This window comes from Klebsiella sp. Q11, assembly GCF_964241505.1.
In the GTDB taxonomy this organism is placed as follows: Bacteria; Pseudomonadota; Gammaproteobacteria; order Enterobacterales; family Enterobacteriaceae; genus Klebsiella; species Klebsiella michiganensis.
Window position 1 is genome coordinate 21,561 of the sequence record NZ_CAXSXW010000016.1, and the last position, 24,714, is coordinate 46,274.

Annotated in this window: 19 protein-coding genes, 1 tRNA gene and 1 pseudogene; 14 read left to right on the forward strand and 7 right to left on the reverse strand. The window is 52.6% G+C overall.

What is annotated here, in order from left to right:
- Positions 1-217: 217 nt before the first annotated feature.
- The 4 genes from ACESQ2_RS22490 (at position 218) to ACESQ2_RS22505 (ending at position 4,659) form a co-directional block, all read left to right on the forward strand.
- Entirely contained in the window at positions 218-1,240 is a 1,023-nt protein-coding gene (locus ACESQ2_RS22490) for a DNA adenine methylase (protein ID WP_373171319.1), read from the forward strand.
- A gap of 53 nt (positions 1,241-1,293) precedes the next feature.
- Positions 1,294-3,546, forward strand: coding sequence for an Eco57I restriction-modification methylase domain-containing protein (locus ACESQ2_RS22495; RefSeq protein ID WP_373171321.1), 2,253 nt, complete (start codon positions 1,294-1,296; stop codon positions 3,544-3,546).
- A complete protein-coding gene (locus ACESQ2_RS22500) occupies positions 3,539-4,132 on the forward strand; it encodes a hypothetical protein (RefSeq protein ID WP_373171322.1) in 594 nt (197 codons plus the stop codon). Before ACESQ2_RS22495 ends, ACESQ2_RS22500 begins: the two co-directional genes overlap by 8 nt.
- 74 nt (positions 4,133-4,206) lie before the next feature.
- Positions 4,207-4,659 carry a hypothetical protein gene (locus ACESQ2_RS22505; protein ID WP_373171323.1) on the forward strand — a complete coding sequence of 151 codons (453 nt, stop codon included), beginning with the start codon at positions 4,207-4,209 and terminating at the stop codon, positions 4,657-4,659.
- A 646-nt stretch (positions 4,660-5,305) separates the two neighbouring features.
- Here ACESQ2_RS22505 and ACESQ2_RS22510 read toward each other — a convergent pair.
- Positions 5,306-5,905, reverse strand: a pseudogene (locus ACESQ2_RS22510) (tyrosine-type recombinase/integrase); the annotation flags it as partial.
- Positions 5,906-6,094: 189 nt separating this feature from the next.
- Positions 6,095-6,179, reverse strand: a tRNA-Leu gene (locus ACESQ2_RS22515).
- Positions 6,180-6,486: 307 nt separating this feature from the next.
- On the opposite strand from ACESQ2_RS22515, the gene ACESQ2_RS22520 reads away from it, so the two are divergent.
- The 8 genes from ACESQ2_RS22520 to ACESQ2_RS22555 all read left to right on the forward strand — a co-directional run bounded on the left by ACESQ2_RS22520 (position 6,487) and on the right by ACESQ2_RS22555 (position 14,385).
- On the forward strand, positions 6,487-7,500 hold the full coding sequence (locus ACESQ2_RS22520) for an HNH endonuclease domain-containing protein (RefSeq protein WP_004128309.1): 1,014 nt from the start codon (positions 6,487-6,489) through the stop codon (positions 7,498-7,500).
- Positions 7,500-8,078 (forward strand): class I SAM-dependent methyltransferase, encoded by a 579-nt coding sequence (locus ACESQ2_RS22525; protein WP_373171324.1) that lies wholly within the window; start codon positions 7,500-7,502, stop codon positions 8,076-8,078. Before ACESQ2_RS22520 ends, ACESQ2_RS22525 begins: the two co-directional genes overlap by 1 nt.
- A 130-nt stretch (positions 8,079-8,208) precedes the next feature.
- Positions 8,209-9,228, forward strand: coding sequence for an NAD(P)-dependent alcohol dehydrogenase (locus ACESQ2_RS22530; RefSeq protein ID WP_373171325.1), 1,020 nt, complete (start codon positions 8,209-8,211; stop codon positions 9,226-9,228).
- 190 nt (positions 9,229-9,418) lie between these two features.
- Positions 9,419-10,291: a carbohydrate ABC transporter permease gene (locus ACESQ2_RS22535; protein WP_014227687.1), complete on the forward strand. Its 873-nt coding sequence runs from the start codon at positions 9,419-9,421 to the stop codon at positions 10,289-10,291.
- Positions 10,281-11,168, forward strand: coding sequence for a carbohydrate ABC transporter permease (locus ACESQ2_RS22540; RefSeq protein WP_014227686.1), 888 nt, complete (start codon positions 10,281-10,283; stop codon positions 11,166-11,168). The genes ACESQ2_RS22535 and ACESQ2_RS22540 overlap by 11 nt, the downstream gene beginning before the upstream one ends.
- Before the next feature lie 10 nt (positions 11,169-11,178).
- Positions 11,179-12,003, forward strand: coding sequence for a phosphodiesterase (locus ACESQ2_RS22545; RefSeq protein ID WP_219677756.1), 825 nt, complete (start codon positions 11,179-11,181; stop codon positions 12,001-12,003).
- Between the two features lie 5 nt (positions 12,004-12,008).
- Entirely contained in the window at positions 12,009-13,082 is a 1,074-nt protein-coding gene (locus ACESQ2_RS22550) for an ABC transporter ATP-binding protein (protein WP_373171326.1), read from the forward strand.
- A complete protein-coding gene (locus ACESQ2_RS22555; RefSeq protein WP_014837229.1) occupies positions 13,075-14,385 on the forward strand; it encodes an ABC transporter substrate-binding protein in 1,311 nt (436 codons plus the stop codon). The genes ACESQ2_RS22550 and ACESQ2_RS22555 overlap by 8 nt, the downstream gene beginning before the upstream one ends.
- Before the next feature lie 176 nt (positions 14,386-14,561).
- Here ACESQ2_RS22555 and ACESQ2_RS22560 read toward each other — a convergent pair whose 3' ends face one another.
- From ACESQ2_RS22560 to iolD, 5 genes are all read right to left on the reverse strand, one after another.
- Positions 14,562-16,061, reverse strand: coding sequence for a sugar porter family MFS transporter (locus ACESQ2_RS22560; RefSeq protein ID WP_014837228.1), 1,500 nt, complete (start codon positions 16,059-16,061; stop codon positions 14,562-14,564).
- Between the two features lie 168 nt (positions 16,062-16,229).
- Complete coding sequence (gene iolE, locus ACESQ2_RS22565) at positions 16,230-17,129, reverse strand: myo-inosose-2 dehydratase (RefSeq protein ID WP_004098147.1); 900 nt, start codon at positions 17,127-17,129, stop codon at positions 16,230-16,232.
- Between the two features lie 25 nt (positions 17,130-17,154).
- On the reverse strand, positions 17,155-18,039 hold the full coding sequence (locus ACESQ2_RS22570) for a sugar phosphate isomerase/epimerase family protein (protein ID WP_004098146.1): 885 nt from the start codon (positions 18,037-18,039) through the stop codon (positions 17,155-17,157).
- Between the two features lie 41 nt (positions 18,040-18,080).
- Positions 18,081-19,094: a Gfo/Idh/MocA family protein gene (locus ACESQ2_RS22575; protein WP_004098145.1), complete on the reverse strand. Its 1,014-nt coding sequence runs from the start codon at positions 19,092-19,094 to the stop codon at positions 18,081-18,083.
- 48 nt (positions 19,095-19,142) lie between these two features.
- On the reverse strand, positions 19,143-21,083 hold the full coding sequence (gene iolD, locus ACESQ2_RS22580; protein WP_373171327.1) for a 3D-(3,5/4)-trihydroxycyclohexane-1,2-dione acylhydrolase (decyclizing): 1,941 nt from the start codon (positions 21,081-21,083) through the stop codon (positions 19,143-19,145).
- 525 nt (positions 21,084-21,608) lie between these two features.
- Here iolD and iolC point away from each other — a divergent pair.
- Entirely contained in the window at positions 21,609-23,522 is a 1,914-nt protein-coding gene (gene iolC / locus ACESQ2_RS22585) for a 5-dehydro-2-deoxygluconokinase (RefSeq protein ID WP_373171328.1), read from the forward strand.
- 151 nt (positions 23,523-23,673) lie between these two features.
- Positions 23,674-24,531 (forward strand): MurR/RpiR family transcriptional regulator, encoded by an 858-nt coding sequence (locus tag ACESQ2_RS22590; RefSeq protein ID WP_004098142.1) that lies wholly within the window; start codon positions 23,674-23,676, stop codon positions 24,529-24,531.
- Positions 24,532-24,714: the final 183 nt, after the last annotated feature.

Here is a 24,714-nt window from a genome sequence, read left to right on the forward strand (position 1 = left end):
AAATACATTTGATTTTTGTATTATAAAGATTAAAACAACTTATATATTATCACACACTTAACAGATGATGTCATTTGTATAAATAGAGAGTCAAATACACTTATTACCAGAATAAAATAATTTGAAGTATTGATATTTTTAGAGCACTCATAGTATTATTGCTTTTACTCAAGATAATAGTATAATTGATAAAATTTATGGAATAGCAGCGAATAACATGTCATTCAGATATATAGGGTCAAAAGCCAGATTAGTAGATCAAATTGGTGAGTTTATCGGAACACCATACACTAAAGAATCATATTTCATTGATGCCTTTTGCGGTACAGGCTCTGTTGCAGAGGCCGCTGCCGAACTGGGTTGGAATATCAGAATCAATGATATTCTTCATTCTGCCGTCATAACCTCAGAAGCAAGACTAATGAGTACGCATCAAGTCTCTTTTGAAAATTTAGGAGGATACAATAAAGCAATTGAAAAATTAAACTCTGTTATCTTAGAACCGGGGTTCGTATGGAGGGCATATAGCCCAGCCTCATTAAAGTTTTATGGTATTGAGAGGAAATATTTTTCAGAAGAGAATGCCGTAAAGATTGATAGCATACGGAGGCAGATTAAAGACTGGAGAGATGCTTCTACAATTAGTAATACTGAAGAGCGACTTCTTATCGCAGATCTTCTGAAAGCAATAAATAGAATAGCTAATATAGCCGGTACGTTTGGTTGTTTTCTTTCAAAATGGACACCACAATCAAAAGGTTTTTTAAAATTAGAATGTCGTAAATTAAAAAATTATAATATCAAGATAGACGTATCCATTGGAGATGTCTTTTCTGTTAAAAACAAAGCCTATGACTTAGTTTATTTAGACCCCCCATATACCAAAAGACAATATGCAAGCTATTATCATATTTTAGAAACCATCGCCTTTGGAGATGAGCCTATAATAGAGGGCGTTTCAGGGCTAAGACCTTGGAAAGATAAGGCATCTGCTTTTTGCTACAAACGTAAGGCCTTGATAACATTGAGTAACTTGGTATCAGAAATTCAGGCCAAGAAAGTGCTTGTTTCCTATAGTAATGACGGTCACATCAAAATGGATGAAATGATAGCGGCTTTTAATAATTTAGGTATGGTCAAAGTCAGCTCTTTAGGAGAGATTAACAGATACGAACCCAATAAAAAAGCTTTAAAATCAATAAGTAATGTGAATGAGTTTTTGGTTGAAATTGATAAATAGTCCTATAAAATAGAGATATCAGAAACATATTTTGAATTTTATAGGATTAAGAAATGGCAGCACCTCGCCCATTAGAGCATGATCTGACAAAAGAAGCAGAGGATTTGCTTGCAAGATTCACTGGCGAGTATGTCATCAAGTATTCTTTGAATAGATTTGAGGCTAGAATGCTTCTTTTAGAAGCTGTATCCTCAAGATTTGGTGGGTTCGATTATTTAGAATTTCAAAATGAATTTAATAAATCATGCGAGAAATATATCTTAACTGATATACTGAATAAATCAGAAAAATTAGTGAGCTTGATAGCTACTATCCCAATCCCTCCACAAATCATTCTAAGTATTTTAGCCCGTGAAAATTTAATTGAAAATGATCGTAAATTAACAGGGGCCTATCACACTGATTTTCGTCTTGCTAAACGAATAGCTAACCAATGTATTAGCAATAACAAGGTTAATTCTACAAGTAAGGTTATTGATCCCGCTTGTGGAACAGGGATACTGTTAGTTGCACTTACAATCGAGATCTGTGGAAAAGATAGAAATATTGCTAAGTCATGGCTGCAAAACTCTGTATATGCCTGTGATCTTTCTAGTAACTCTTTACGTGGAGCTTTACTAAGTTTAGCTGCATTTACTAATGATCTTTACATCTTAAAGATTATGAAAGGCCATTGGTTTTGCGGTGACAGCTTAATCCAGAATGATCTTTTTTGGAAGAATTTGAATAAAGATGGTTTTGATGCCGTTATAGGCAACCCTCCTTGGGAAAAAATAAAAATAACTAAGCATGAATTTTTAAAATCATCAGGAATTAAAAGACATTACGGACAAAGTACAGAACCTTTTGATAGTGATGAATTCCGAGAAAAACAAAATGCAATCGCTAAATATAATAAAAAACTTCTGACAAGATATCCGTCATTAGGATTTGGCGAGCCTGACTTGTATATCGCATTCACCGAGCTCTTTTTCAGGATTTGTAGAAAGGGTGGAGTGACTGTTGCGATCCTTCCTGGTGGTTTTATCCGTTCTCAAGGTTCAAGCTATGTGAGAAATAAACTTATTTCTGAAAGTGAAGATGTAAAAGTTTCAGTGATTGATAATAAAGCAAAGTTTTTTGAAATTGATAGCCGTTTTAAATTTTTAATTCTATCTTTGCAAAAAAAATATGATTCTATTGATTATAGTAAGCAAAATTTACATCTAACTCATGAGAAAGGAAACCTAATTGGTTTAGAGACGTTAGGTAATGTTTATATAGGACGTAAAGCTTTGGCGAATATTAGACCAGATTTTAGTATTCCAGAAGTAAAGAACATTACTGAATGGCGACTATTTTTATCATTATACGATTCAGGCATTAAGTGGGACGATAAACAATCAGGTTGGAATGTTAAATTTAGTCGTGAAGTTGATATGACGAAAGATAAAATAAATTTCCAAAAAACGTTTACATCTAATCATATACCTGTAATCGAAGGAAGAATGGTTTCACAATATCGTTTTGGTTGTAAAGGATATATTTCAGGCTCTGGGAGAAGTGCTCTTTGGGAAAGTTACCCTATTGGTAATTCAGTAATTAGCCCACAATTCTGGATTGCTAAAAGTAAGCTATCTTCATCAACCTATGAAAGAATTAAATCGAAAAGAGTTGGGTTTTGTGATATTTCAGGTCAAACTAATGAAAGAACCTTCATGGCCGCTTTAATACCCGAAGATGTAGTTTGTGGTAATAAAGTGCCAACAATTCTTTTTTATGATGATAACAATAATGAATGTTTATATGTTTGGTTAGCCATAACAAATAGTTTTGTATTTGACTGGGCAATACGCAGAATCTTGACCACTACGGTGAACTATTTCTTATTACAAAGCATACCTTTCCCCCGTATAATCAGAGGGGGCTTACCATGGCATAGTCTTCTTGAAAAAGCAAAAGAACTCTCATCGTTAGACAATGTTGGATACTCATATGAAAATTTGATGAGAATATCCCATTTAAGAGCGGAAATAGATGCAGAAATAGCTATTGCTTATGGGCTTTGTATTGAAGATATGGAAGTCATTATGTCTGATTTTCCTTTATTAGATAGAGGTCAAACGCCACTAAGAGGCGAAAAAAAATCTACGATAACTCGTGATTTGATATTAGCAACATTAGCGAGAAAACTTGGATTTAATTCAACAACATGGCAGGTCAGAAAGGATGAAGCAACATCTGGTGGTGCGGTTGCTTATATATCTTCTCAGGCCATTTTTAAAGAAGGTAGTATCGTTACTAAAAAGGTTGTCAATAATGACTAATACAGCAAGTAGTGTTTCACGAATTCTTTTTAAAGAGATTGTGGATGGCGATGTAAGAAAAATACATGCAGATTCCAATGACAGCGATACAGGCGGAGGTGCTCGCGACTTTCGTTTTGGCTCCTATACTGATTTACAACATATTTTTCACGCAATGTTTCCTAATCAAATAACAGAACCTCGCCGACGGGGTGGCGTAATGTGTCCAGTAACAATTTATTCAGGTCGATTTTATTGGCGTGACCCAGTATCTCAGGTTGTTAATAGTCAAGATTCATTCTTTGAACCTCCGACCGATGCACGACCACAAGAAGGAAGAATAACAAGAGTGCATGAGCAGCCATGTTTATCTACTGAATTAATGCCTGTAGCCAGCCCTAATAATCGTGTTTTTCTTTTGCTAACTCAAATGAGCGATGGGACGGTATGGCCAGCTTATGTAGAAGAAAGAACTTTAAGATCTGTTGGTGTTTGGGCATTCGAAATTACTCAAAAAATGCTCAATTGCATTGATGCTCCTCGCCGAGCGGGCCAATCGGTTATAGGGTTTTATGATTTTACAACAAATGATAGATATTGTAATTGACTATATCTCTGGCCACTTTGACGTGGCCTTTTTAAACTTCTCTTTAACATTCGAACCATAAAATGGTATATATAATGGAACGATTTATAAGTTTTTTGAAGAGTTATAAACCATTTGGCAATTATTTTATTAAGCAAGCATTATATAGCATAATTTCTATTATTATATTATGTCTGATTGGTCAAGTCATACCTGAAAAACCAGCAACATTTTATGTCTTTACAACTTTCATAGTCGCAATCGCAATGTTGATTTTAGTTTTATGGAAGATAGATGAATCATTCAAGGACCTAAATGATTCTTTATTGTTTTTTTATGCAAGCTATCTGGCTATAAATAAAATATTATTTCCTAATGAAACTTTCTTGGAGGTTCCTTTGAATGTTTCTTTTAGTGACTTTTGGTATGCAAGCAATAAAATTGAGTATTTAAACTTATTTATACTGTTCCTTATAGCAATTTGCACAACAGCAAAAGCTATTATTGCATATAGAACCTTTAAAACCCGTTATATTAATAAAGATTAATTGCTGTTATTCTTTTTTTTAAAATAATCGAATGTGTCTATGCATATGACAGGGATAACAAAAATGCAGATCATACTTAATACCATGAGTCTAACACCCGGAATTAAGATCATCAATAATAATAAAATTATTGCATTGACCTTAAATTCATTATCAATTTTAGATTCTTTTTTCATTCGGCACCTCTCTTGTAATTATTATAGAATATAGATAACATCGGTTATCATTCCTGTCAAATATAATATCAGCAAGGGCTAACTCTGCGAAGCGTAGCTTCTCAAGTTGCCTTGCTTTTTCTTCCTTTCAGTTGAAAAAGATAAAAGCCTTTACTGATACCCAAATAACATTATAAAATATATAGTAATCTTATACGAAGCTCCTCTTAAAATGGATGTAAAAATGAATATGTTCGAATCTTTCATTACTTATATTAAAGATAGCAAAAATATAAAGTCGATAATAATTAGCTTATTAACAATACTACCCTTAACTGCTTTATGTTGACCCTGGCCCAAATTCAGTGCAGTGCTAAATCAGAGATCCTCGTCTTTCTGACCCTGGCCCAAATTCAGTGCAGTGCTAAATCAGAGATCCTCGTCTTTCCGGAGACTTCGGATGAATTCAGCCGGAGTCATGTCATTTAATGATGAATGCGTTTAGCCGTCGCTACAGCTCCAGCCATCTCTTGTGCCGGATTGTAGTCGAGCAAGCCACTTTGAACAGCGTAGCGCATAATTGCAGTTGTACGCTGCTGAAGACGAGAAGCAACCTCAATGCGCCCAGACATCTCAACAGTCCTAACCGGAGCCAAAAGATCACGAGTCTTCAGATCAGCAATGTTGCGTTTGCCAATGAAGGGAAAAAGGTTATCTTCCAAACTTTTAAGTACACGTTTACTATGATCTTCTGACCATTTTTTATTGTTTGCGTGCCAGTTTCTGGCTACAGCTTCGAAAGTCAGTGCCCCACTTTGCTCAATCTTGTCTTCCTTCTTTTTCTCAGAGGGATCGATACCATTGGAAATGAGCTTCCTGGCTTCATCACGCTTTCTGCGAGCATCAGCGAGAGAAATCGTAGGATAAACCCCTAATGCTAATACTTTTTGCTTGCCGCTAAAGCGATACTGAAACCGCCAGTATTTCGCACCGCTAGGTTTAACGAGAAGGAACATCCCTTGACCATCTGTGACCTTCACAGATTTGTCTGTGGGCTTAATTGACTTAACCTTGATATCAGTGAGAGCCATTACTTCCTCCCCGCCTTGGTGGTACCAAACAAAATCGAACCGAAGATACCAGCAAAAATACCATCAAACGATGGTACATGTAGATAGACATTAGTGGACTTTAAGAGACTATGAGAAAGGTATAACTTATGTAATCTATTGATTTTGTATACAAAAATAGACTTGAGTGGACGTGAAAAAAATGTCAAATGGTGCCGAAGGCCGGACTCGAACCGGCACGTATTTCTACGGTTGATTTTGAATCAACTGCGTCTACCGATTTCGCCACTCCGGCACGGAAAGGATACGGAAAACGTTCTGGATTATACCTGTCACTGGCTGCTGCGCAAGCGGCAGAGTGCGATCGCCACGCTAAGTGTTGAAAAAAACAGCGCAAGCCGCATTTCGGCCAACATTCAATACGTTCCAGATATAAACCCCTCGTTCTCACCTTTCCCACTCGCGGTTTCCTCTTTCTCCGAGCCTGCTCGCAAAATCCTGTAAACGGCTCAATTCGGTTTACATTTTCGGCAATTTGTTATCAGATCCTGTTATTAGTACGCGTAATAACGCCTGTACTTTCCCAAAACAGGATTTCCGCAATGCGCTTCTATCAGATCGAACCGACGCTGGAGAACTACTGGCGCGGCATTATTCTTTTTGGCAAAAACGTCGCCTCCTATAAGTTTGCGCTGGCGCATGCGCTGTACGATATCCGCCGCGACGGTAGCGATCTGATACGCCTCGAGGAGCTGGCGGTGCCGTTCAGCCAGCATCTGTGTCGCCATCTTGAGCAGGCCCCCAAACAGATCACGTCGCCAAAAAGCCAGTTTCTCAGCGCCTGTAGCCGCTTCAATCGCCAGGAGATAACCCAGGATCAGCTCATCGCGGCAACGGTTAAGCTCGGCTTTAGCGTGGTGCTGGATAAATTTCATAACGTGAATCAGGGCGAAATCGCCAGGCGCTTTTTTATCGACGAGCGTAAAACGCATCAGGGTATCCGTCTGACCGACGACTTTTATTCTCTGACGGAGCGCCAGCAGTACCAGAACCTGATCCACGAAACGGACGCCCGCTGGCGTCTGGTGGAGCAGGCGTGGGCGATGAACATCGCCAGCAGCCTGATCGCCGTGGAATATGATGCCGCCGAACAGCAGCTCTTCAGCACCCTGAATACCCGGCGGGTTGCCATCTCCAGCTGTCGCGACAGCCTGAACGGCTACCAAAAAGGCCGCTGCTTTTACTGCTATGCGCCGATTAGTCTCGAAAGCGGGGATGAGAACCTGGCCGACGTTGACCACTTTATCCCGTGGGCGGCGCGCGGCGAAGTGGCGAATATCAACGGCGTCTGGAACCTGGTTCTCGCCTGCAAGAGCTGCAACCGCGGGGAGAAGGGCAAGTTTATGCGGGTACCGTCGGCAAAATTGCTGCGCCGCCTGCGCGACAGAAACGAATATTTTATTACCAGCCACCTTCCCTTGCGTGAAACCTTAATCCGTCAGACCGGTAACACGACCGCCCGCCGCGATGACTTCCTCGCCAAAATCTGGAACACTGCGCGCATTACGCTCCTTCATGAATGGGAACCTCAGGCCGCCGGAACGGATATATTCTGATGACAATCAACTACTACCAGCAGAACGCTGACAGCTTTGTGGCTTCAACCGTCGCTGTCGATATGACCTCTCTGTACGCGCCTTTTATCGGGGCAATTGAACCGAACGGGCTGATCCTCGATGCGGGATGCGGCTCCGGACGCGATGCAAAAGCCTTTGCCGATATGGGCTACCGGGTCGAGGCGTTTGACGCCTCACCGGCAATGGTCGAGCGGGCTGCGCAACACAGCGGGCTGGCCGTGCGTCAGGCGACCTTTCAAAGTATCAGCGAAAGCGCGCGGTATGACGGCATCTGGTGCTGCGCTTCGCTGCTGCACGTTCCCGCCGCGGAGCTGCCGGGAGTGATGCACAAACTGGCTACGGCCCTCAAACCCGGCGGCGTCTGGTACGTCTCATTTAAATACGGTTCAGGCGAGCGAGAAAAAGAGGGGCGGCGGTTTACCGATCTCGACGAAGCAGGGCTGACGGCGCTGATCGAACCGCTGGCGGATATCCGTATCGCCAACATGTGGCAGACGGTGGATAAGCGCCCGGAGCGGAGCGAAATCTGGCTCAACGCGCTGTTACTCAAAAGCTGAACTGTCGCGATGGCTTCTCTCTCGCAGAGAAGCCGGCTTGCGCAAGCTTCCCCCCCTCCTTCTGCCAAGCGTCCCCTCGCCCCATGCTCTACACTTCCTTCTTAACTACGCCAAACCCAAGGAAACTGTCATGAGCACTATTAAAAGTTACGCCGCCAAAGAAGCGGGCGCCGATCTGTCGCTGTGGGAATACGATGCCGGCGACCTTAAGCCGGAAGATGTCGAAGTGCAGGTGGAGTACTGCGGGATCTGCCACTCCGACCTGTCGATGATCGACAACGAATGGGGCATGTCGAGCTATCCGCTGGTGGCCGGTCACGAGGTGATTGGCCGGGTGGCGGCGCTGGGCAGCGCGGCGCAGGATAAAGGGCTGAAGGTTGGCCAGAAGGTCGGCATTGGCTGGACGGCGCGCAGCTGCGGCCACTGCGACGCCTGTATCAGCGGCAACCACGTGAACTGCCTGGAAGGCTCGGTGCCCACCATCATCAACCGCGGCGGCTTCGCCGATAAGCTGCGCGCCGACTGGCAATGGGTGATCCCGCTGCAGGAAAACGTCGATCTTGAATCCGCCGGGCCGATGCTCTGCGGCGGCATTACCGTCTTCAAACCGCTGCTGATGCATCACGTCACGGCCAACAGCCGCGTCGGCGTCATCGGCATTGGCGGCCTCGGCCATATCGCCATCAAGCTGCTGCACGCGATGGGCGCGGAAGTCACCGCCTTTAGCTCCAATCCGGCGAAAGCGCAGGAAGTGCTGGCAATGGGCGCCGATCGCGTGGTGAACAGCCGCGATCCCGAAGCCTTAAAGGCGCTGGCCGGCCAGTTCGACCTGATTATCAACACCGTCGCCGTCGACCTCGACTGGCAGCCGTACTTTGAAGCGCTGGCGTACGGCGGCAACTTCCACACCGTCGGCGCGGTGATGAAGCCGTTCCCGGTCCCCGCTTTTACCCTGATTGGCGGCGACCGCAGCATCTCCGGTTCGGCCACCGGCAACCCGGCCGAGCTGCGCAAGCTGATGAAATTTGCCGGACGCAGCAAAGTCGCGCCGACCACCGAGCTGTTCCCGATGTCGCAGATCAACGAGGCGCTGAAGCACGTTCGCGAGGGCAAGGCCCGCTACCGCGTGGTGCTGAAAGCCGACTTCTGATCAACCCTCGTCATGCTTCAGGCCGCAGCCGCGCGGCCTGAACGCCACTGACCGGGGTGATGCCGGGCGGCCCGTCTGCCCGGCGCTTGTTTCCCTGGTCATTAAACCGTCATCTCCCCGCCATACGTTTGCAGTCAATCCTTCTCACAATCCGGGCTTCTACAAACGCCTGAATGAGACGTCCGCCACCATGAGAAAAACCTGGCTCCCCTGGCTGATATTGTCGCCTTCCCTGCTGTTTTTATTGCTGTTTACCTGGTTCCCCCTCGGGCGATCGATTTATGACAGCCTGTTCGATACCCGCATGGTCAGCGACGGCGGCCAGTATGTCGGGCTGGAGAACTTCAGTCGTCTGTTCGCCGACAGCGTCTTCTGGCAGTCGCTGGTGAATAACCTGCTTTATATCCTGCTGACGGTGGTACCGGGCGTGACGCTCGCCCTGCTGCTGGCGGTCGCCCTGACAGAGAATCACCGCGTCAACCGCTGGCTGCGCACCGCCTTCTTCTTCCCGATGATTATCCCGATGGTCAGCGCCGCCGCGCTGTGGCTGTTTATCTTTATGCCCGGCCTTGGCCTGCTCGACCACTATCTGGCGAAGCTGTTTGGCCCGATGAACAACAACTGGCTGGGGCGCAGCAACAGCGCTCTGCTGGCGCTGGCGCTGATTGGCGTGTGGAAGTTCGCCGGTTACTACATGCTGTTTTTCCTCGCCGGGCTGCAAAGCATTCCGGCCTCCACGCGCGAAGCGGCGATCGTGGAAGGCGCCACCCGCACGCAGGTGTTCTTTAAGGTCACGCTGCCGCTGCTGCGCCCGACCCTGAGCTTTGTGATAACCACGGCGCTGATCTACTCCATCACCCAGATCGACCACGTGGCGGTGATGACCCGCGGCGGGCCGGATAACGCCACTACCGTGCTGCTCTACTACATCCAGAACCTCGCCTGGGACACCCATGATTTAGGTAAAGCTTCCGCCGCCACCTTCCTGACGCTGGCCGGGCTGTTTGCCTTCTCGCTGATTAACCTCAAACTGCTGGAGAAAGGAGCGCACTATGAGCGCTGAAATCTCGCCGCTGGCGCTGCGATCGCACAGCGTATCGCGCCCGCTCTGGCTGCGCCTGCGCCGCTCGCAGCCCTTTACGCTCACGGTATTAATGTGCTGCCTGGCGCTGCTGTGGATGAGCCCGTTTTTATGGATGCTGGCGACCTCGTTCAGCGCCACGACCTTCGGCGAGGATATGGCCTCGCTGCTGCCCCGTATGCCGCTGACGCTGGATAACTTCCGCGATGCCTGGGCCAGCGCCGACTGGCTGAGCCTCTACGCCAACACCCTTATCTTCACTTTCGGCACCTTCTTCGTGCAGCTGTTGACCATCACCACCGCCGGCTACGTCTTCGCCTGCCACGAGTTCCGCGGCAAGAAGACGCTGTTCCTGATGTTCCTCGTCCAGCTGATGATCATGCCGGTGGTGATGATGGTGCCGAACATGCTGACCCTGAAAACCTTCGGCCTGCTCAACACCCTCACCGGGGTGATGATGCCCTACTTCACCTCGGCGTTCGGCGTGTTCCTGATGCGTCAGGCGTTTCTGGCCATACCCAAAGAGCTGGAAGAGGCGGCGCTGATGGAGGGCTGTCGCTGGTGGCAGGTGCTGTTCCGCGTGCTGCTGCCGATGTCCTGGCCGTCGGTGCTGGCCTTCGCCACCGTCAGCATTACCTACCACTGGAACGAGTATCTGTGGCCGCTGATGATGCTGAACGACCCGGACAAACAGGTGCTAACCGTGGGGCTGGTCTCGTTCGCCATGGGCGCAGAATCCGGCGGTCAGTGGGGCATCATCGGCGCCGGCACGCTGATGGTCTGCCTGCCGCTGATGCTGGCGTTCATCCTCTTCCAGAAACAGTTCCTGCGAAGCTTCGGCTTCTCCGGGATAAAATAAGGAGCTCTTCATGCTGTTAGCGCAAATTTCCGATACCCATTTCCGCAGCCGCGGCCAGAAGCTGTACGGCTTTATTGACGTCAACGCCGCCAATGCCGACGTCGTCTCCCAGCTGAATGCCCTGCAGGAGCGTCCGGACGCGGTGGTGGTGAGCGGCGATATCGTCAACTGCGGCCGCCCGGAAGAGTATGAGGTCGCCCGCCAGATCCTCGGCAGCCTGAACTATCCGCTGTATCTCATTCCCGGCAACCACGACGATAAAGCGCTGTTTCTGGAATACCTGAATCCGCTGTGCCCGCAGCTCGGCCGCGATGCGCAAAACATGCACTACGCGGTAGACGATTTTGCCACTCGCCTGCTGTTTATCGACTCCAGCCGGGCGGGTACGTCGAAAGGCTGGCTGACCGAGGAAACCATCAAGTGGCTGGAGGCTCAGCTGTTTGATGGCGGCGATAAACCGGCGACGGTGTTTATGCATCATCCGCCGCTGCCGCTGGGCAACGCGCAGATGGACCCTATCGCCTGCGAAAACGGCCATCGTCTGCTGGCGCTGGTTGAGCGTTTCCCGTCGCTGACGCGCATTTTCTGCGGCCATAACCACAGCCTGACCATGACCCAGTATCGCCAGGCCATCATCTCCACCATCCCGGGAACCGTCCACCAGGTGCCCTACTTTCATGAAGATACCCGTCCGTATTACGACCTTTCTCCGGCGTCGTGCCTGATGCATCGCCAGGTCGACGAGCAGTGGGTGAGCTATCAGCATCCTCTGACCCACTACGCCGGACCGTGGATGTACGACGAAAATATCAGCTGCCCAACGGAAGATTGCTAAACGCCATGCTTAGTCTGCAAAACATCAGTAAACAGTTTGACGGTAAACCGGCCCTCAGCGCCCTGTCGCTGGATATTCGCGAAGGGGAATTCGTGGTGCTGGTGGGTCCGTCCGGCTGCGGTAAAAGCACCCTGCTGCGCCTGCTCGCCGGGCTGGAGCCGGTCAGCGAGGGGGAGATCTGGCTGCACGATGAGAACATCACCGAGATGTCGCCCAGAGAGCGTAATTTCGCGATGATCTTCCAGAACTATGCGCTGTTTCCGCACCTGTCGGTGCGCGACAACATCACCTTCGGCATGAAGGTGCGCAAAGAGGAGAAGACCAGCTGGCAACCGCGGGTGGATAAAGTCGCGCAGATGCTGCAGCTGGATACCCTGCTCGATCGCAAACCGGCGAAGCTCTCCGGCGGCCAGCGGCAGCGGGTGGCGATGGCGCGGGCGATTGTGCGCAATCCGCGCCTGTTCCTGATGGATGAGCCGCTCTCCAACCTCGACGCCCGCCTGCGTAGCGAAGTGCGCGACAGCATTATGGACCTCCACCAGCAGCTCAGAACCAGCACCGTCTACGTCACCCACGACCAGACGGAAGCGATGTCGATGGCCGACCGCATCGTGGTGATGAACGGCGGCCACGTACAGCAGGTCGGGCGACCGGAGTATCTGTACGCCAACCCGTCCAACCTGTTTGTCGCCGGGTTTATCGGATCTCCGGCGATGAATCTGCTCCCGCTGCCCTGCGCTGATGGTGAGGTATTACTGGGTGAGCTGCGCTATCCGCTGCCGCCGAGCTACCGTGAAGAATCCCGGGTGTGGTTAGGCATTCGCCCGGAACATATCAGCGACCGCGTGGAGGAGAGCCATCTGCGCCTGCCCGCCACCGTGCTGCAACGAGAACTGATGGGAGCCGATTATTTGCTCCACGTCAGCACCCCCATCGGCACCTTACGCTTTAGCCGTCGCCATCGCGGCGCGGTGCCGGAGAAAGGCGATTCGCTGATCCTCGGCTTTTCACCTGCCGATGTGCATCTTTTTCATGCTGAGACCCAGCATAATTTACTGATGGAGACAGACCATGTTTAAACCTCTCACCGCTCTCGCGGTTGGGCTCAGCCTTGCCCTGAGCGGCGCGGCGCTGGCGAAAGAGAAGATCGATTTCATGTTTCCGGCGCCGGTGGACGGCAAGCTGACCATGGAGATGACCCGCGTCATTAAGCAATTCAACGAGTCGCAGCAGGATGTCGAAGTGCGCGGGATCTTTACCGGCAACTACGACACCACCAAGATCAAAGCCGAATCGGCGCAGAAGGCCGGGCAGCCGCCCGCGCTGGTGATTATGTCCGCTAACTTCACCACCGATCTGGCGCTGAAGGATGAGATCCTGCCGATGGACGAGCTGTTCCAGTATGGCGATCAAAAAGCGGGGGATTTTCTGGTGAAGGCGTTCTGGCCCGCAATGCATAAAAACGCCCAGGTGATGGGCACCACCTATGCGATCCCGTTCCATAACTCGACGCCGATCCTCTACTACAACAAAACGATGTTCGATCGGGCCGGGATCAAACAGCCGCCGCAAACCTGGGCCGAGCTGCTGGCGGACGCCAGAAAGCTGACCGACGAAAGCAAAGGCCAGTGGGGGATCATGCTGCCGTCGACCAACGATGATTACGGCGGCTGGATCTTCTCGGCGCTGGTGCGCGCCAACGGCGGGAAATACTTTAACGAGGACTATCCGGGCGAAGTCTATTACAACACGCCAACCACCATCGGCGCCCTGCGCTTCTGGCAGAACCTGGTCTATAAAGACAAAGTCATGCCTTCCGGCGTGCTGAATTCGAAACAGATCGGCGCCAGCTTCTTCTCCGGCAAAGTCGGGATGGCGATGCTGAGCACCGGCGCGCTGGGCTTTATGCGCGAGAACAGCAAAGATTTTGAGCTGGGCGTGGCGATGCTGCCGGCCAAAGAGCAGCGCGCGGTACCGATCGGCGGCGCCAGCCTGGTGAGCTTCAAGGGCATCAACGACGCGCAGAAAAAAGCGGCGTATCAGTTCCTGACGTATCTGGTGAGCCCGCAGGTCAACGGCGCCTGGAGCCGCTTTACCGGCTACTTCTCCCCGCGTAAGGCCGCCTACGATACGCCGGAAATGAAGGCGTATCTGCAGCAGGATCCGCGCGCGGCTATCGCCCTCGAACAGCTGAAGTATGCCCATCCATGGTACTCCACCTGGGAGACCGTTGCCGTGCGTAAAGCGATGGAAAACCAGCTGGCCGCGGTGGTCAACGATGCCAAAGTCACCCCGGAAGCCGCGGTGCAGGCGGCGCAGAAGGAAGCCGATGCGCTGATGAAGCCCTACGTCGATAAGACCGCGCTGGCGGAAGTGAAGTAGGCCTTTCCCTCACTATCCCCGCAGATAGCTGAGGTATCTTCTGCAATACCGTACGGAAGCAGTGTGCCCCCTCCCCCTTTTCAAGGGGAGGGGATCGTTCGATACGGCTCATTAGCCCGGTCCGTGCAGACCGCTGAGCACCGCTCCAGCATCGCAGATATCGTTGGCAATCAGCGTTACACTTTATCCGCCTGCGATTCAGCCACTATTCGCCGGGCCCTGGCGGCCTGCCCTTCTTCACTGGTGTCCAGCTTATCCCGCAGATAGTGCTCGATTTGTTCAAGACTACGGTGGCGGGTTTCCGGTACGCATTTAATTACGAATATCGCGCCAAATACGCCAATACCGGCGAAGATAAAGAAGGTGCCTGAAAGCCCTAACCACGCCAGCAGTATCGGGAAGAACAGGGAGATCAGGAAGTTGGCAATCCACATTGAAAATACCGCCCCCCCCATAAAAATACCGCGCAGGCGAGTTGGAAATATTTCCGACATGAGCAGCCAGGTCACTGGCGATAGCGCCCCCTGCTGAAAGCTCAGAAACAGTAACATCCCTGCCAGAACCATATAGGCACGCAGCGCATCAGGCTGGCCGTTAACCGTCTCCGGCAGCAGATAGCTGACCGCACCGATAAAGACCAGGCAAGCGGTGCAGCCAAACTGACCAATCATGGTCATCGGGCGACGGCCAATTTTGCCAAGCATCCAGATGCCAACGAATGTCATCAATACGGAGACTACGCCATTGGCGATAGTGGCAAACAGCGCGGCATTATCAGTCATACCAACCGAGGTCAGTACCGTGGGGGCATAGTACATAATGGTATTTACACCGGTAAGCTGTTGGATAACCGCTATACCAATACCGATCATAAACAGCTTGAACAACCACGGGGTCATAATCTCGCTGAACCGGGGCTTACCGAGATTGCGCTGCTCATCCAGCGTTTCGGTGATCTCCAGCAGCTCCCACTCAACATCATCTTTATGCCGGGTGCGCTCAAGCACGCGACGGGCTTCCGCCAGGCGCCCTTTCATCGCGTACCAGCGCGGTGAATCCGGCATAAACATCATGCCAAACCAGAGCAGCACGGCGGGTAGCGTCGCCACCGCCAGCATCCAGCGCCAGGTGCTTTCCCCGCCCCAGACTTCATGGAACGTGGCATTAGAAATATAGGCCAGCAGCTGACCGGATACGATCATCAGCTCCTGCAAAGTAACCAGCTGTCCGCGCTTATTCGCGGGAGCTATCTCGGCAATATAGACCGGAACGGTGGCCGCCGCCCCGCCGACCGCCACGCCGAGAATAAGACGAAAGAAAATCATCCAGTTAACGTCCGGCGCCATAGAGGTGCCTATCGCGCCGATGGCAAAAAGCACCGCCAGCCACAGAATAATTTTCTTTCTGCCCGCTGCATTCGCCAGATTGCCAGAAAGCAGCGCGCCAAAGGCGGCGCCGAATAGCAGCGAGCTGGTGACCAGACCGGTGGTAAAGGGAGTAAGATGAAGCTCGGTGCCCATAAAGAGTAAGGCACCGGAAATCACCCCGGTATCATAGCCAAAAAGTAAACCGCCAAGCGTCGCGATCAGGGCGACAACTTTTACAAAGGGCGTTGTCGGGGTCTCGCTATTCGGTCCCGACGCTTTATTGAGTGTAAGATATTGTTCCTTAGACATAATAGACTCCAGTAACCCGCCTTGTTTGAGGGAAGATTTGCTCTAGTCTGAATGCAGAGGCCGAGGCCTCACCGACGTGTTGTTTTCGTTCTACGTCTTGAGCTACTGCTGAGTGATGGGGTAAAAAAAGCAGGCCATACGATGTATGGCCTGAAAATAAAACAACGATTAGATTCCTGCCGTCTCGCGGATATATTTGCGCGCTTTTACGGCGTATTCGAATGGGTTGGCCAGCGCCGGATCCTGCTCGGCCTCAACCACCATCCAGCCTTTATAACCATGCTCGTCCAGCAGCTTGAACACCGGACGGAAATCAATGACGCCGTCGCCCGGCACGGTGAAGGTCCCCTTCTTCACGCCGTCCAGGAAGGAGAGCCCTTCTCGACGCACCTGCTCGATCACCGGCGGACGCACGTCTTTCAGGTGCACGTGGTTAATGCGCGGCAGATATTTTTTCAGAATCGCCAGCATCGGCTCTTCGCCGCCTTCGGAATACCAGGCGTGTCCGGTGTCGTAGAGCAGGAAGACTTTGTCATCCACCAGCGACATAAACTTGTCGATCTCTGCCGTCGTCTGAATACCGGTACCCATATGGTGGTGCAGACAAACCTGCATGCCCTTTTCCGCCGCCAGACGACCGAGGGTGTTATAGCCTTCCGCCACCCGCTGCCACTCTTCTTCGCTAAAGCACGGTTTCGCATTCTCCAGGATGGGCTTTTCCAGCCCCTGGATGCTGCCGCTCTGCTCAGAGCAGCCGATCACTTTCGCGCCCATAGCATGCAGGAAATTCATGTGGTTAACGAATTCATCAATGGTCTTTTCCCGCTGGCCGTTAGCAAAAAAGGTGCTGAACCAGGCGTTGCAAATCTGAATGCCGCGGATATCCAGCATCGGCTTGAGAACCGCCGGATCGCGTGGATATTTGCTGCCGACTTCGCTGCCGGTAAAGCCCGCCAGCGCCATTTCGCTGACGATTTGCTGGAAAGTATTCTCGCTGCCCAGCTCCGGCATATCGTCGTTAGTCCAGCCAATCGGGGCGATAGCCAGTTTTACGTTATCTTTGTTCATAGTAGGGGGCTCCTGCCGCTGCGCCTTACCGGCGCAGCAATTCACGTTCGATGAGTTCACGGGTTTCCACTGCCTGGTATTTCATCTTTTCCGGGTAGCCGAACAGCGAGGTGGCCACAATCGGCTCACCGCCGACCTTGAAGGTCTGCTCGGCAAATTTCATATCGCGCAGGGTGCGGAACAGCGCGTCGAAATCAACATCCCCTTCTCCGACGCCCACGTGCTGGTGAACGACGGCATCTACGCCCGGTGGGTTAACGATATAGCGGCAGTGTTTTGTATGGTTGCGGGTATCCGCGATCAGCACATGGGAGAGATCGCTTCCCGCGTAGCGCAGCATCTTCTCAACGTCGCCCACGCCTTTGTCATAGAAAAAGGTATGCGGGACGCTGTAAACGTACTTAACGTTATCGCTGCGGAACGACTTCACGATATCGACGGTTTCGTTGTTCTCTTCGCAGAAGTCCCACGGATGTGCCTGAATTTCAACACGGATGCCTTCGCGCTCAAAAATCGGCAGCAGCTCTTCCATGGAGCGATAGAACATCTCATCGCAAATCTCCGGCTGGTTAGGATCGCCGGAGAACTCGGTGTTGATCACCTGTACACCCATTTCAACCGCGATTTCGATCAGCCGTTTCCAGTTTTTCACTGCCGCCTGACGGCGCAGCTCATCCGGACCGGACCAGCGGTAGACGCAGATAAACGAGGAGAGCTCCACGCCGGTATCGCGCAGCGCCTGCTTGTACTCAGCCATAATTTCCCGGCTGGCGCGCGGGTGCTTGTAGAACGGGTTGATCTGCGGATGCGGCGATTGCTCAATGTACTTGTAGCCCCACTCCGCCACCTGATGGACCATTCGGGTTACCCCGAGGTCTTTAATGACATCAACGTCAAAAGCAATTTTCATCGTCGTTACCTGTGCAAAGAAGTTCCGTCAGCAAAGCGGGATTAGCGTTTGTAGAATGCCGGGCATTCCGGCAGCGTCACCTCAACCGGCTCGCTGGTTTCCTGGGCTTTGATACAGGCGTCGGCAGCAACGGACGCCGCGTAGCCATCCCACGCCGATGGGCCGTGCAGCTGGCCGGCCTGAACATCATTGATAAAGGCCTGTAGTTCAACGTCATACGCTTTGATAAAGCGATCCTTCCAGTCGGTCAGGATAGCGGTCGACAGGTTAGCGGCTTTGCGCATCTGCACAGCCGACGGCTCAGGCAGGCGGGCAATCCCGGTTTCCCCTACCACTTCACACTGGATGTCGTAGCCGTACTGGCAGTTCACGAAGACTTCCACGTCGATCAGCGTGCCTTTTTTGGTTTCAAACGACACGATCTGCGGGTCTTTCAGGCGCGCGTGGGTGTGGGACGTGGAGCGCGGGAAGCGCACCTGCACGGAAACATAGTCGTCATTCAGCAGCCAGCGCAGAACGTCCAGTTCGTGAATCAGGGTGTTGGTGATCGCCATGTTGGTGATGTAATCCTCGCCCACCGACTGGTTGCGGTGCGCGCAGCGCAGCATCAGCGGCGCGCCGATGTCGCCGTCATCGATCACTTTTTTGAGCGCCAGATAGCCTTCGTCGTAAGGGCGCATAAATCCAACCTGCACCAGGCGGCGACCGGCCTTCATTTCCGCATCAACGATGCGGCGGCAGCCTTCCGCGCTCATCGCCAGCGGCTTCTCGCAGAACACCGGCTTCCCGGCGGCGATGGCGGCCAGGGTGTACTCTTCGTGGGTGGGGTCCCATGAGGTGACCAGAATAGCGTCCACGTCGCTGGCCTTAATCACGTCATGACCGTCGGCGTACACTTCGGCATGTACGCCCGGCAGCGCAACCGCGGCGCGGGCGTTCTCTTCGTTGATATCCGAAACCGCCACTACCGTGGCTCCCTGCAGTACCTGAGTGCAACGACGGATATGCTCTTTACCGATAGCGCCGGCACCGATGACACCTAATTTGAGTGACATAGTTGGTTTTCTCCCGAGATTTGTAGGGTTCAGGGTTTGTGTTCTGTTTTAGTAATCCCGCGCCTGAGCGCGTTTTTCATTGATCATTTGCGCCACCTTGCGGATCCGCTCGGAGAGCGCAGACTGCGCGACGCCGACGTTCCACCAGCTGCCGTATTTGTGCACCATGGTTTTCGGCAGCACTTTAATGTCTATCAGGGTGCTGACGGTTTCGCGGCGCGCGGCGTCCAGCGCGTGGCGTAGTTCTTCTAGCGTCGTGACGCGCCAGGTTTTGCAGCCGTAGCCGGCAGCGACGGTGGCGAAATCTACCGGCACCAGGCCGCCCTGCAGCTGGCCCGATTCGGCGCAGCGGAAGCGGAACTCGGTGCCGAAGCTGTCCATACCGTGCTCCATTTGCAGGTTGTTAATGCAGCCGTTGGCCATGTTGTCGAGCAGCACGATATTGATCTTCGCGCGCTCCTGCAGGGAGGTCACCAGCTCGGAGTGCAGCATCATGAACGAGCCGTCGCCGACCAGCGAATAGACCTCGCTTTGCGGTTGGGCTAACTTCACGCCCAGCGCGGCGCTGACTTCGTACCCCATGCAGGAGTAGCCGTATTCCACGTGATAGGTGTTGGTGGCCCGGTTGCGCCAGACGCGCTGCAGGTCTCCCGGCAGGCTACCCGCCGCCGCCACAATCACCGCATCCGCCGGCAGCGTTTCGTTGAGTACGCCAAGGACGCTGCTTTGCGTCAGGGTGGAGTCGGTTATCTGACGAAATTCGCGATACACCGATTCCCGATCCAGATGGTCGTCGATTTCCGGGACGAAAGCGGTTTCCTGCCACACCGCCTGGTAAACGCGCTGGGTCTCTTTCAGCTGGCGGCTCTGTACGCTTTCAATCTGCTCGCCCCAGCCAGCCTGCCAGGATTCGCCGGACAGGGCGTCGTCCAGGGCGGTGAGGGCTTCGCGGGCATCCGCCAGCATCGGGATGCCATCCAGCTTCCAGGCGTCGAAGTTGCTGACGTTAATATTGAGGAAGCGCACGCCCGGGTGCTGGAAAATCCATTTTGACGAGGTGGTGAAATCGCTGAAACGCGTGCCGAGACCGATGACCAGATCCGCCTCTTTCGCCAGCAGGTTCGCCGCCAGGCAGCCGGTTTCGCCGACGCCGCCCACGTTATACGGATGCGAAGAGACAACGCTGCCTTTACCCGCCTGAGTTTCGACAAACGGCACGCCGTAGCGCTCGGCAAAACGGGTCAACGCCTCGCCGGCGCCGGAGTATTTCACCCCGCCGCCGCAGACGATCAGCGGCTTACGGCTGGCTTTAATCGCCGCCACGGCATCCGCCAGCTGCGCGGCGCTGGCCGGACGGCGATCAAGGCGGTGTACCCGGCGGGTAAAGAAGGATTCCGGATAATCCCAGGCTTCGCCCTGGACATCCTGCGGCAAACAGAGCGTGACCGCACCGGTTTCCGCCGGGTCGGTCAACACGCGCATGGCGTTGATGCAGGCGCTCATCAGCTGTTCCGGACGGGTGATGCGATCCCAGTATTTACTCACCGCGCGAAACGCGTCGTTAGTGGTAATGCTGAGATCGTGGCTCTGTTCGATTTGCTGCAGCACCGGGTCAGGCTGGCGGGTCGCAAACACATCGCCCGGTAGCAGCAGCAGCGGGATGCGGTTGGCGGTCGCGGTGGCGGCAGCGGTAATCATATTCGCCGCGCCGGGGCCAATGGAGGAGGTGCAGGCAATAATCTGACGACGCAGGGACTGTCTGGCAAAACCGGTGGCGACATGCGCCATCCCTTGCTCGTTACGCCCCTGATAGACCCGCATTTCACCGCTATCTTGTTCAAGGGCCTGGCCCATTCCCAGCACGTTGCCGTGGCCAAAGATAGCAAAGATGCCTTTGACGAACTTATGCTCTTCGCCATCGACTTCCAGGTACTGGTTATCCAGGAACTTCACCAGCGCCTGCGCCATTGTCAGTCTCAGTTTGCCCATGTTGCCCAATCCTTATTGTTCAGTATTTGCGTGTGGGTTCGCGTTTTGCCCTGCCCAGCGATACAGCGATGAGTCAGGGAAATCGTTAACGTCACTGGAATACTTCTGGATTATAGGCAAACATTTTTTTCATTAAATAGAAATACAGAAGAAATATTTCATTTTGCGAGAGCGATCAAACTCTCTATGCATTTCACCCGTTTCATTCGCATCCTGTATACGGGATAACGCGCAAATTACGCGGCCCACCTCTTAATATCCCCTTAAAAATCATAGGTAAAGACCGCGTCTAAACGGACTCCAGTTCAACTTTCAGCCGCAGCCCTGGATCCGAGGCAGAATGAGGCTCAGCGCGGCATAGTGGTATATCCCTCACATTTTTGGTTTTTTAATTTCGATCTAGTTTGCAAATGAAATATTTATTTCTCAAACTAGAGATAACCAATAACCCTCAGGCTGTTTTCGGAGACGCTGTCGGCATCCCGACTCTTCCGTACAGCAGAAATGCAAAAGGAAACCCTAGCTATGAATGCAGCAGTAAAGCGACTCGACGTCATCTGTATTGGCCGGGTGGCAGTCGATCTCTATGCCCAGCAGATTGGCGCGAGGCTGGAAGATGTTGCCAGTTTTTCTAAGTACCTGGGTGGCTCTTCCGGCAACGTCGCCTTCGGCACCGCTATACAGGGATTAAAATCGGCGATGCTTGCCCGCGTGGGCGATGAGCACAATGGTCGTTTTTTACGCGAAACGCTCAGCCGCGCCGGCGTCGATACCGAATATCTGATCACCGATAAGCAGCGCCTGACGGCGTTAGTGATGCTGGGGATTAAAGATCAGGAGACATTTCCGCTCATTTTTTACCGCGATAACTGCGCCGATATGGCCCTTTCGCCAGAAGATATTAAGGAAGAGTACATCGCCTCTTCCCGGGCGCTGGCGGTAACCGGCACCCACCTTTCGCACTCTAACACGCGCGAAGCGGTGCTGAAGGCGCTGGAGTACGCCCGCCGCCACGGCCTGCGTACCGCACTGGATATCGACTATCGTCCGGTGCTTTGGGGGTTAACGTCTTTAGGCGACGGTGAAACGCGTTTCATTGAATCCGGCCAGGTGACCAGCCAGCTGCAGGAAGTCCTGCATCTGTTCGATTTAGTGGTGGGGACAGAAGAGGAGTTTCATATTGCCGGCGGCAGCACCGATACCCTGACCGCGCTGAAAAACGTGCGTAACGCCACGAAAGCGACGCTGGTTTGCAAGCGCGGTCCGATGGGCTGCGTGGTGCTGGAAGGCGCTATTCCCGACAGCTGGGATAGCGTGCCGCTGCAGCAGGGCGTACGCGTAGACGTGCTTAACGTCCTGGGCGCGGGCGATGCCTTTATGTCCGGCCTGCTGCGCGGCTGGCTTAACGATGAAGGCTGGGAGCAGGCCTGCCGCTACGCTAACGCCTGCGGCGCGCTGGTGGTTTCACGCCACGGCTGCGCACCCGCAATGCCGACCAAAGCCGAGCTTGACGACTATCTGTCGCGGGCAGAATCGGTGCCGCGTCCGGATATCGACGATCGTCTCAACCATCTCCATCGCGTCACCAGCCGCCGCCAGGCATGGCCGGAGCTGTGCATTTTCGCCTTTGACCACCGTAAACAGCTGGCAGATCTGGCGCTGGAAACCGGGCGTGATGAATCCTGCATTCCGCAGTTGAAGCTGCTGCTGCTGGCGGCCGCGGAAGCCGCCGCAGACGAAGCCGGTCTTGACGGTCGCAGCGGCATCCTCGCCGATGGCACCTACGGCCAGCGCTCGCTCAATGCCATCACCGGCAAGGGCTGGTGGATTGGTCGACCGATTGAAATGCCGAGCTCTCGCCCGCTGCGTCTGGAACATGGCAACATCGGTTCCCAGCTGATCGACTGGCCGCTGGAGCACGTGATGAAATGCCTGGTCTTCTATCATCCGGCCGATCCGGCCGAGCTGCGCGCCGAACAGGATGCGCTGCTGCTGGAGGTCTGGCAGGCGTGCAACAAGTCCGGGCATGAGCTGCTGCTGGAAATCATCCTGCCGGAAAACGGCCCGGATAAAGATGAACGCCACTACCACGACATGCTGGAGCACTTCTATCAGCTGGGCATCCAGCCGGACTGGTGGAAGCTGCCGCCGCTGTCGAGCGCGGAATGGGAAAGGATTGGCAAACTGATCGCGCGCGAAGATAGCTGGTGCCGCGGGATCTTAATCCTCGGCCTGGACGCCCCTTCGGACCGTCTGCGCGCCGGTTTTGCCGAAGCGGCGAAGCATCCGATGATCAAAGGTTTTGCCGTAGGACGCACCATTTTTGGCCAGCCTTCACGGCGCTGGATGCAGGGAGAGCTCAGCGACGAGGCGCTGATTAACGAAGTGAAACGCAACTACCTCACGCTCATCGGCTACTGGCGAGAAGCCCGCGGCTGATTCCGCCCAGGCCCGCATCCTCTTCAGAAGATGCGGGCTTTTTTCTGGATCTTCGTGAAATGAATCGCGTATTTCATCGTAGTAAATGAAAAATTCGCTTCATTTGATACACTGGAAATTATATTCCTTTCATTTTCTCAGAGCGCAATCTATGGCCAATAATCCGACCCAACTTACCATCTTGCAGGATGAAATCAGGCGTCGCTACGACACGTTAAGCAAACGCCTGAAACAGGTAGCCCGCTATATTCTCGATAACAGCAATAGCGTGGCTTTCGACACCGTGGCCTCTATCGCGCAACAAGCTGACGTCCCCCCTTCCACGCTAATCCGCTTCGCTAACGCCTTTGGTTTTAGCGGCTTCAACGAAATGAAGCAGATGTTCAAGCAGCATCTGATGGAAGAGACGGCTAACTATACCGAGCGCGCGCGTCTGTTCCGCCAGACCACGACGGATGACGCAACCCCGCCGGAAACGCCGACCGAAATCCTGAATATGTTCACCATGGTCAATACCCAGGCGCTGCAGCAGCTGGCGATGCAGACCTCCGGCGACGATCTGCAGCGCGCGGTCGCGCTGCTGGCGGAAGCGGAGAATATCTACGTTATTGGCCTGCGCCGCTCCTTTAGCGTCGCCTCCTATCTGACCTACGCCCTGCGCCATCTGGACCGTAAAGCGTTCCTGATTGACGGTCTGGGCGGCATGTTTACCGAGCAGCTGAGCCTGGTCGGGCCGAAAGATGTCGTGGTGGCGGTGAGCTTCTCTCCGTATGCGCGGGAAGTGGTTGAACTGGTGGAGCTCGGCGCGCAGCGTAAAGCACGACAGATAGCGATTACCGACAGCCAGGTCAGCCCGCTGGCGGCCTTCAGCGACGTCTGCTTTGTGGTGCGCGAGGCGCAGGTTGATGGTTTCCGCTCGCAGGTGGCCTCGCTGTGCCTGGCCCAGACGCTGGCGGTCTCGCTGGCGCTGAACAGCAGCAAAGATGCAGAGACGAAGCAGCTGGCTTAAGCTTTTCATTATTCCCGGATTGCGACGTAAACGTCTTATCCGGGCTACTTGTCCGCAGATGACGGTAAACCCGTAGCCCGGCTAAGCGCAGCGCGAGCCGGGGTGCAGCTGGCTTAAGCTTTTCATTATTCCCGGATTGCGACGTAAACGTCTTATCCGGGCTACTTGTCCGCAGATGACGGT

Coding starts and splice junctions, on each gene's coding strand:
- ACESQ2_RS22545 (WP_219677756.1), top strand. CDS start 11,179: ATGCTGTTAGCGCAAATTTCCGATACCCATTTCCGCAGCCGCGGCCAG.
- ACESQ2_RS22550 (WP_373171326.1), top strand. CDS start 12,009: ATGCTTAGTCTGCAAAACATCAGTAAACAGTTTGACGGTAAACCGGCC.
- ACESQ2_RS22570 (WP_004098146.1), bottom strand. CDS start 18,039: ATGAAAATTGCTTTTGACGTTGATGTCATTAAAGACCTCGGGGTAACC.
- ACESQ2_RS22490 (WP_373171319.1), top strand. CDS start 218: ATGTCATTCAGATATATAGGGTCAAAAGCCAGATTAGTAGATCAAATT.
- ACESQ2_RS22535 (WP_014227687.1), top strand. CDS start 9,419: ATGAGAAAAACCTGGCTCCCCTGGCTGATATTGTCGCCTTCCCTGCTG.
- iolC (WP_373171328.1), top strand. CDS start 21,609: ATGAATGCAGCAGTAAAGCGACTCGACGTCATCTGTATTGGCCGGGTG.
- ACESQ2_RS22520 (WP_004128309.1), top strand. CDS start 6,487: ATGCGCTTCTATCAGATCGAACCGACGCTGGAGAACTACTGGCGCGGC.
- ACESQ2_RS22525 (WP_373171324.1), top strand. CDS start 7,500: ATGACAATCAACTACTACCAGCAGAACGCTGACAGCTTTGTGGCTTCA.
- ACESQ2_RS22575 (WP_004098145.1), bottom strand. CDS start 19,094: ATGTCACTCAAATTAGGTGTCATCGGTGCCGGCGCTATCGGTAAAGAG.
- ACESQ2_RS22540 (WP_014227686.1), top strand. CDS start 10,281: ATGAGCGCTGAAATCTCGCCGCTGGCGCTGCGATCGCACAGCGTATCG.
- ACESQ2_RS22560 (WP_014837228.1), bottom strand. CDS start 16,061: ATGTCTAAGGAACAATATCTTACACTCAATAAAGCGTCGGGACCGAAT.
- iolE (WP_004098147.1), bottom strand. CDS start 17,129: ATGAACAAAGATAACGTAAAACTGGCTATCGCCCCGATTGGCTGGACT.
- iolD (WP_373171327.1), bottom strand. CDS start 21,083: ATGGGCAAACTGAGACTGACAATGGCGCAGGCGCTGGTGAAGTTCCTG.
- ACESQ2_RS22530 (WP_373171325.1), top strand. CDS start 8,209: ATGAGCACTATTAAAAGTTACGCCGCCAAAGAAGCGGGCGCCGATCTG.
- ACESQ2_RS22500 (WP_373171322.1), top strand. CDS start 3,539: ATGACTAATACAGCAAGTAGTGTTTCACGAATTCTTTTTAAAGAGATT.
- ACESQ2_RS22505 (WP_373171323.1), top strand. CDS start 4,207: ATGGAACGATTTATAAGTTTTTTGAAGAGTTATAAACCATTTGGCAAT.
- ACESQ2_RS22495 (WP_373171321.1), top strand. CDS start 1,294: ATGGCAGCACCTCGCCCATTAGAGCATGATCTGACAAAAGAAGCAGAG.
- ACESQ2_RS22590 (WP_004098142.1), top strand. CDS start 23,674: ATGGCCAATAATCCGACCCAACTTACCATCTTGCAGGATGAAATCAGG.
- ACESQ2_RS22555 (WP_014837229.1), top strand. CDS start 13,075: ATGTTTAAACCTCTCACCGCTCTCGCGGTTGGGCTCAGCCTTGCCCTG.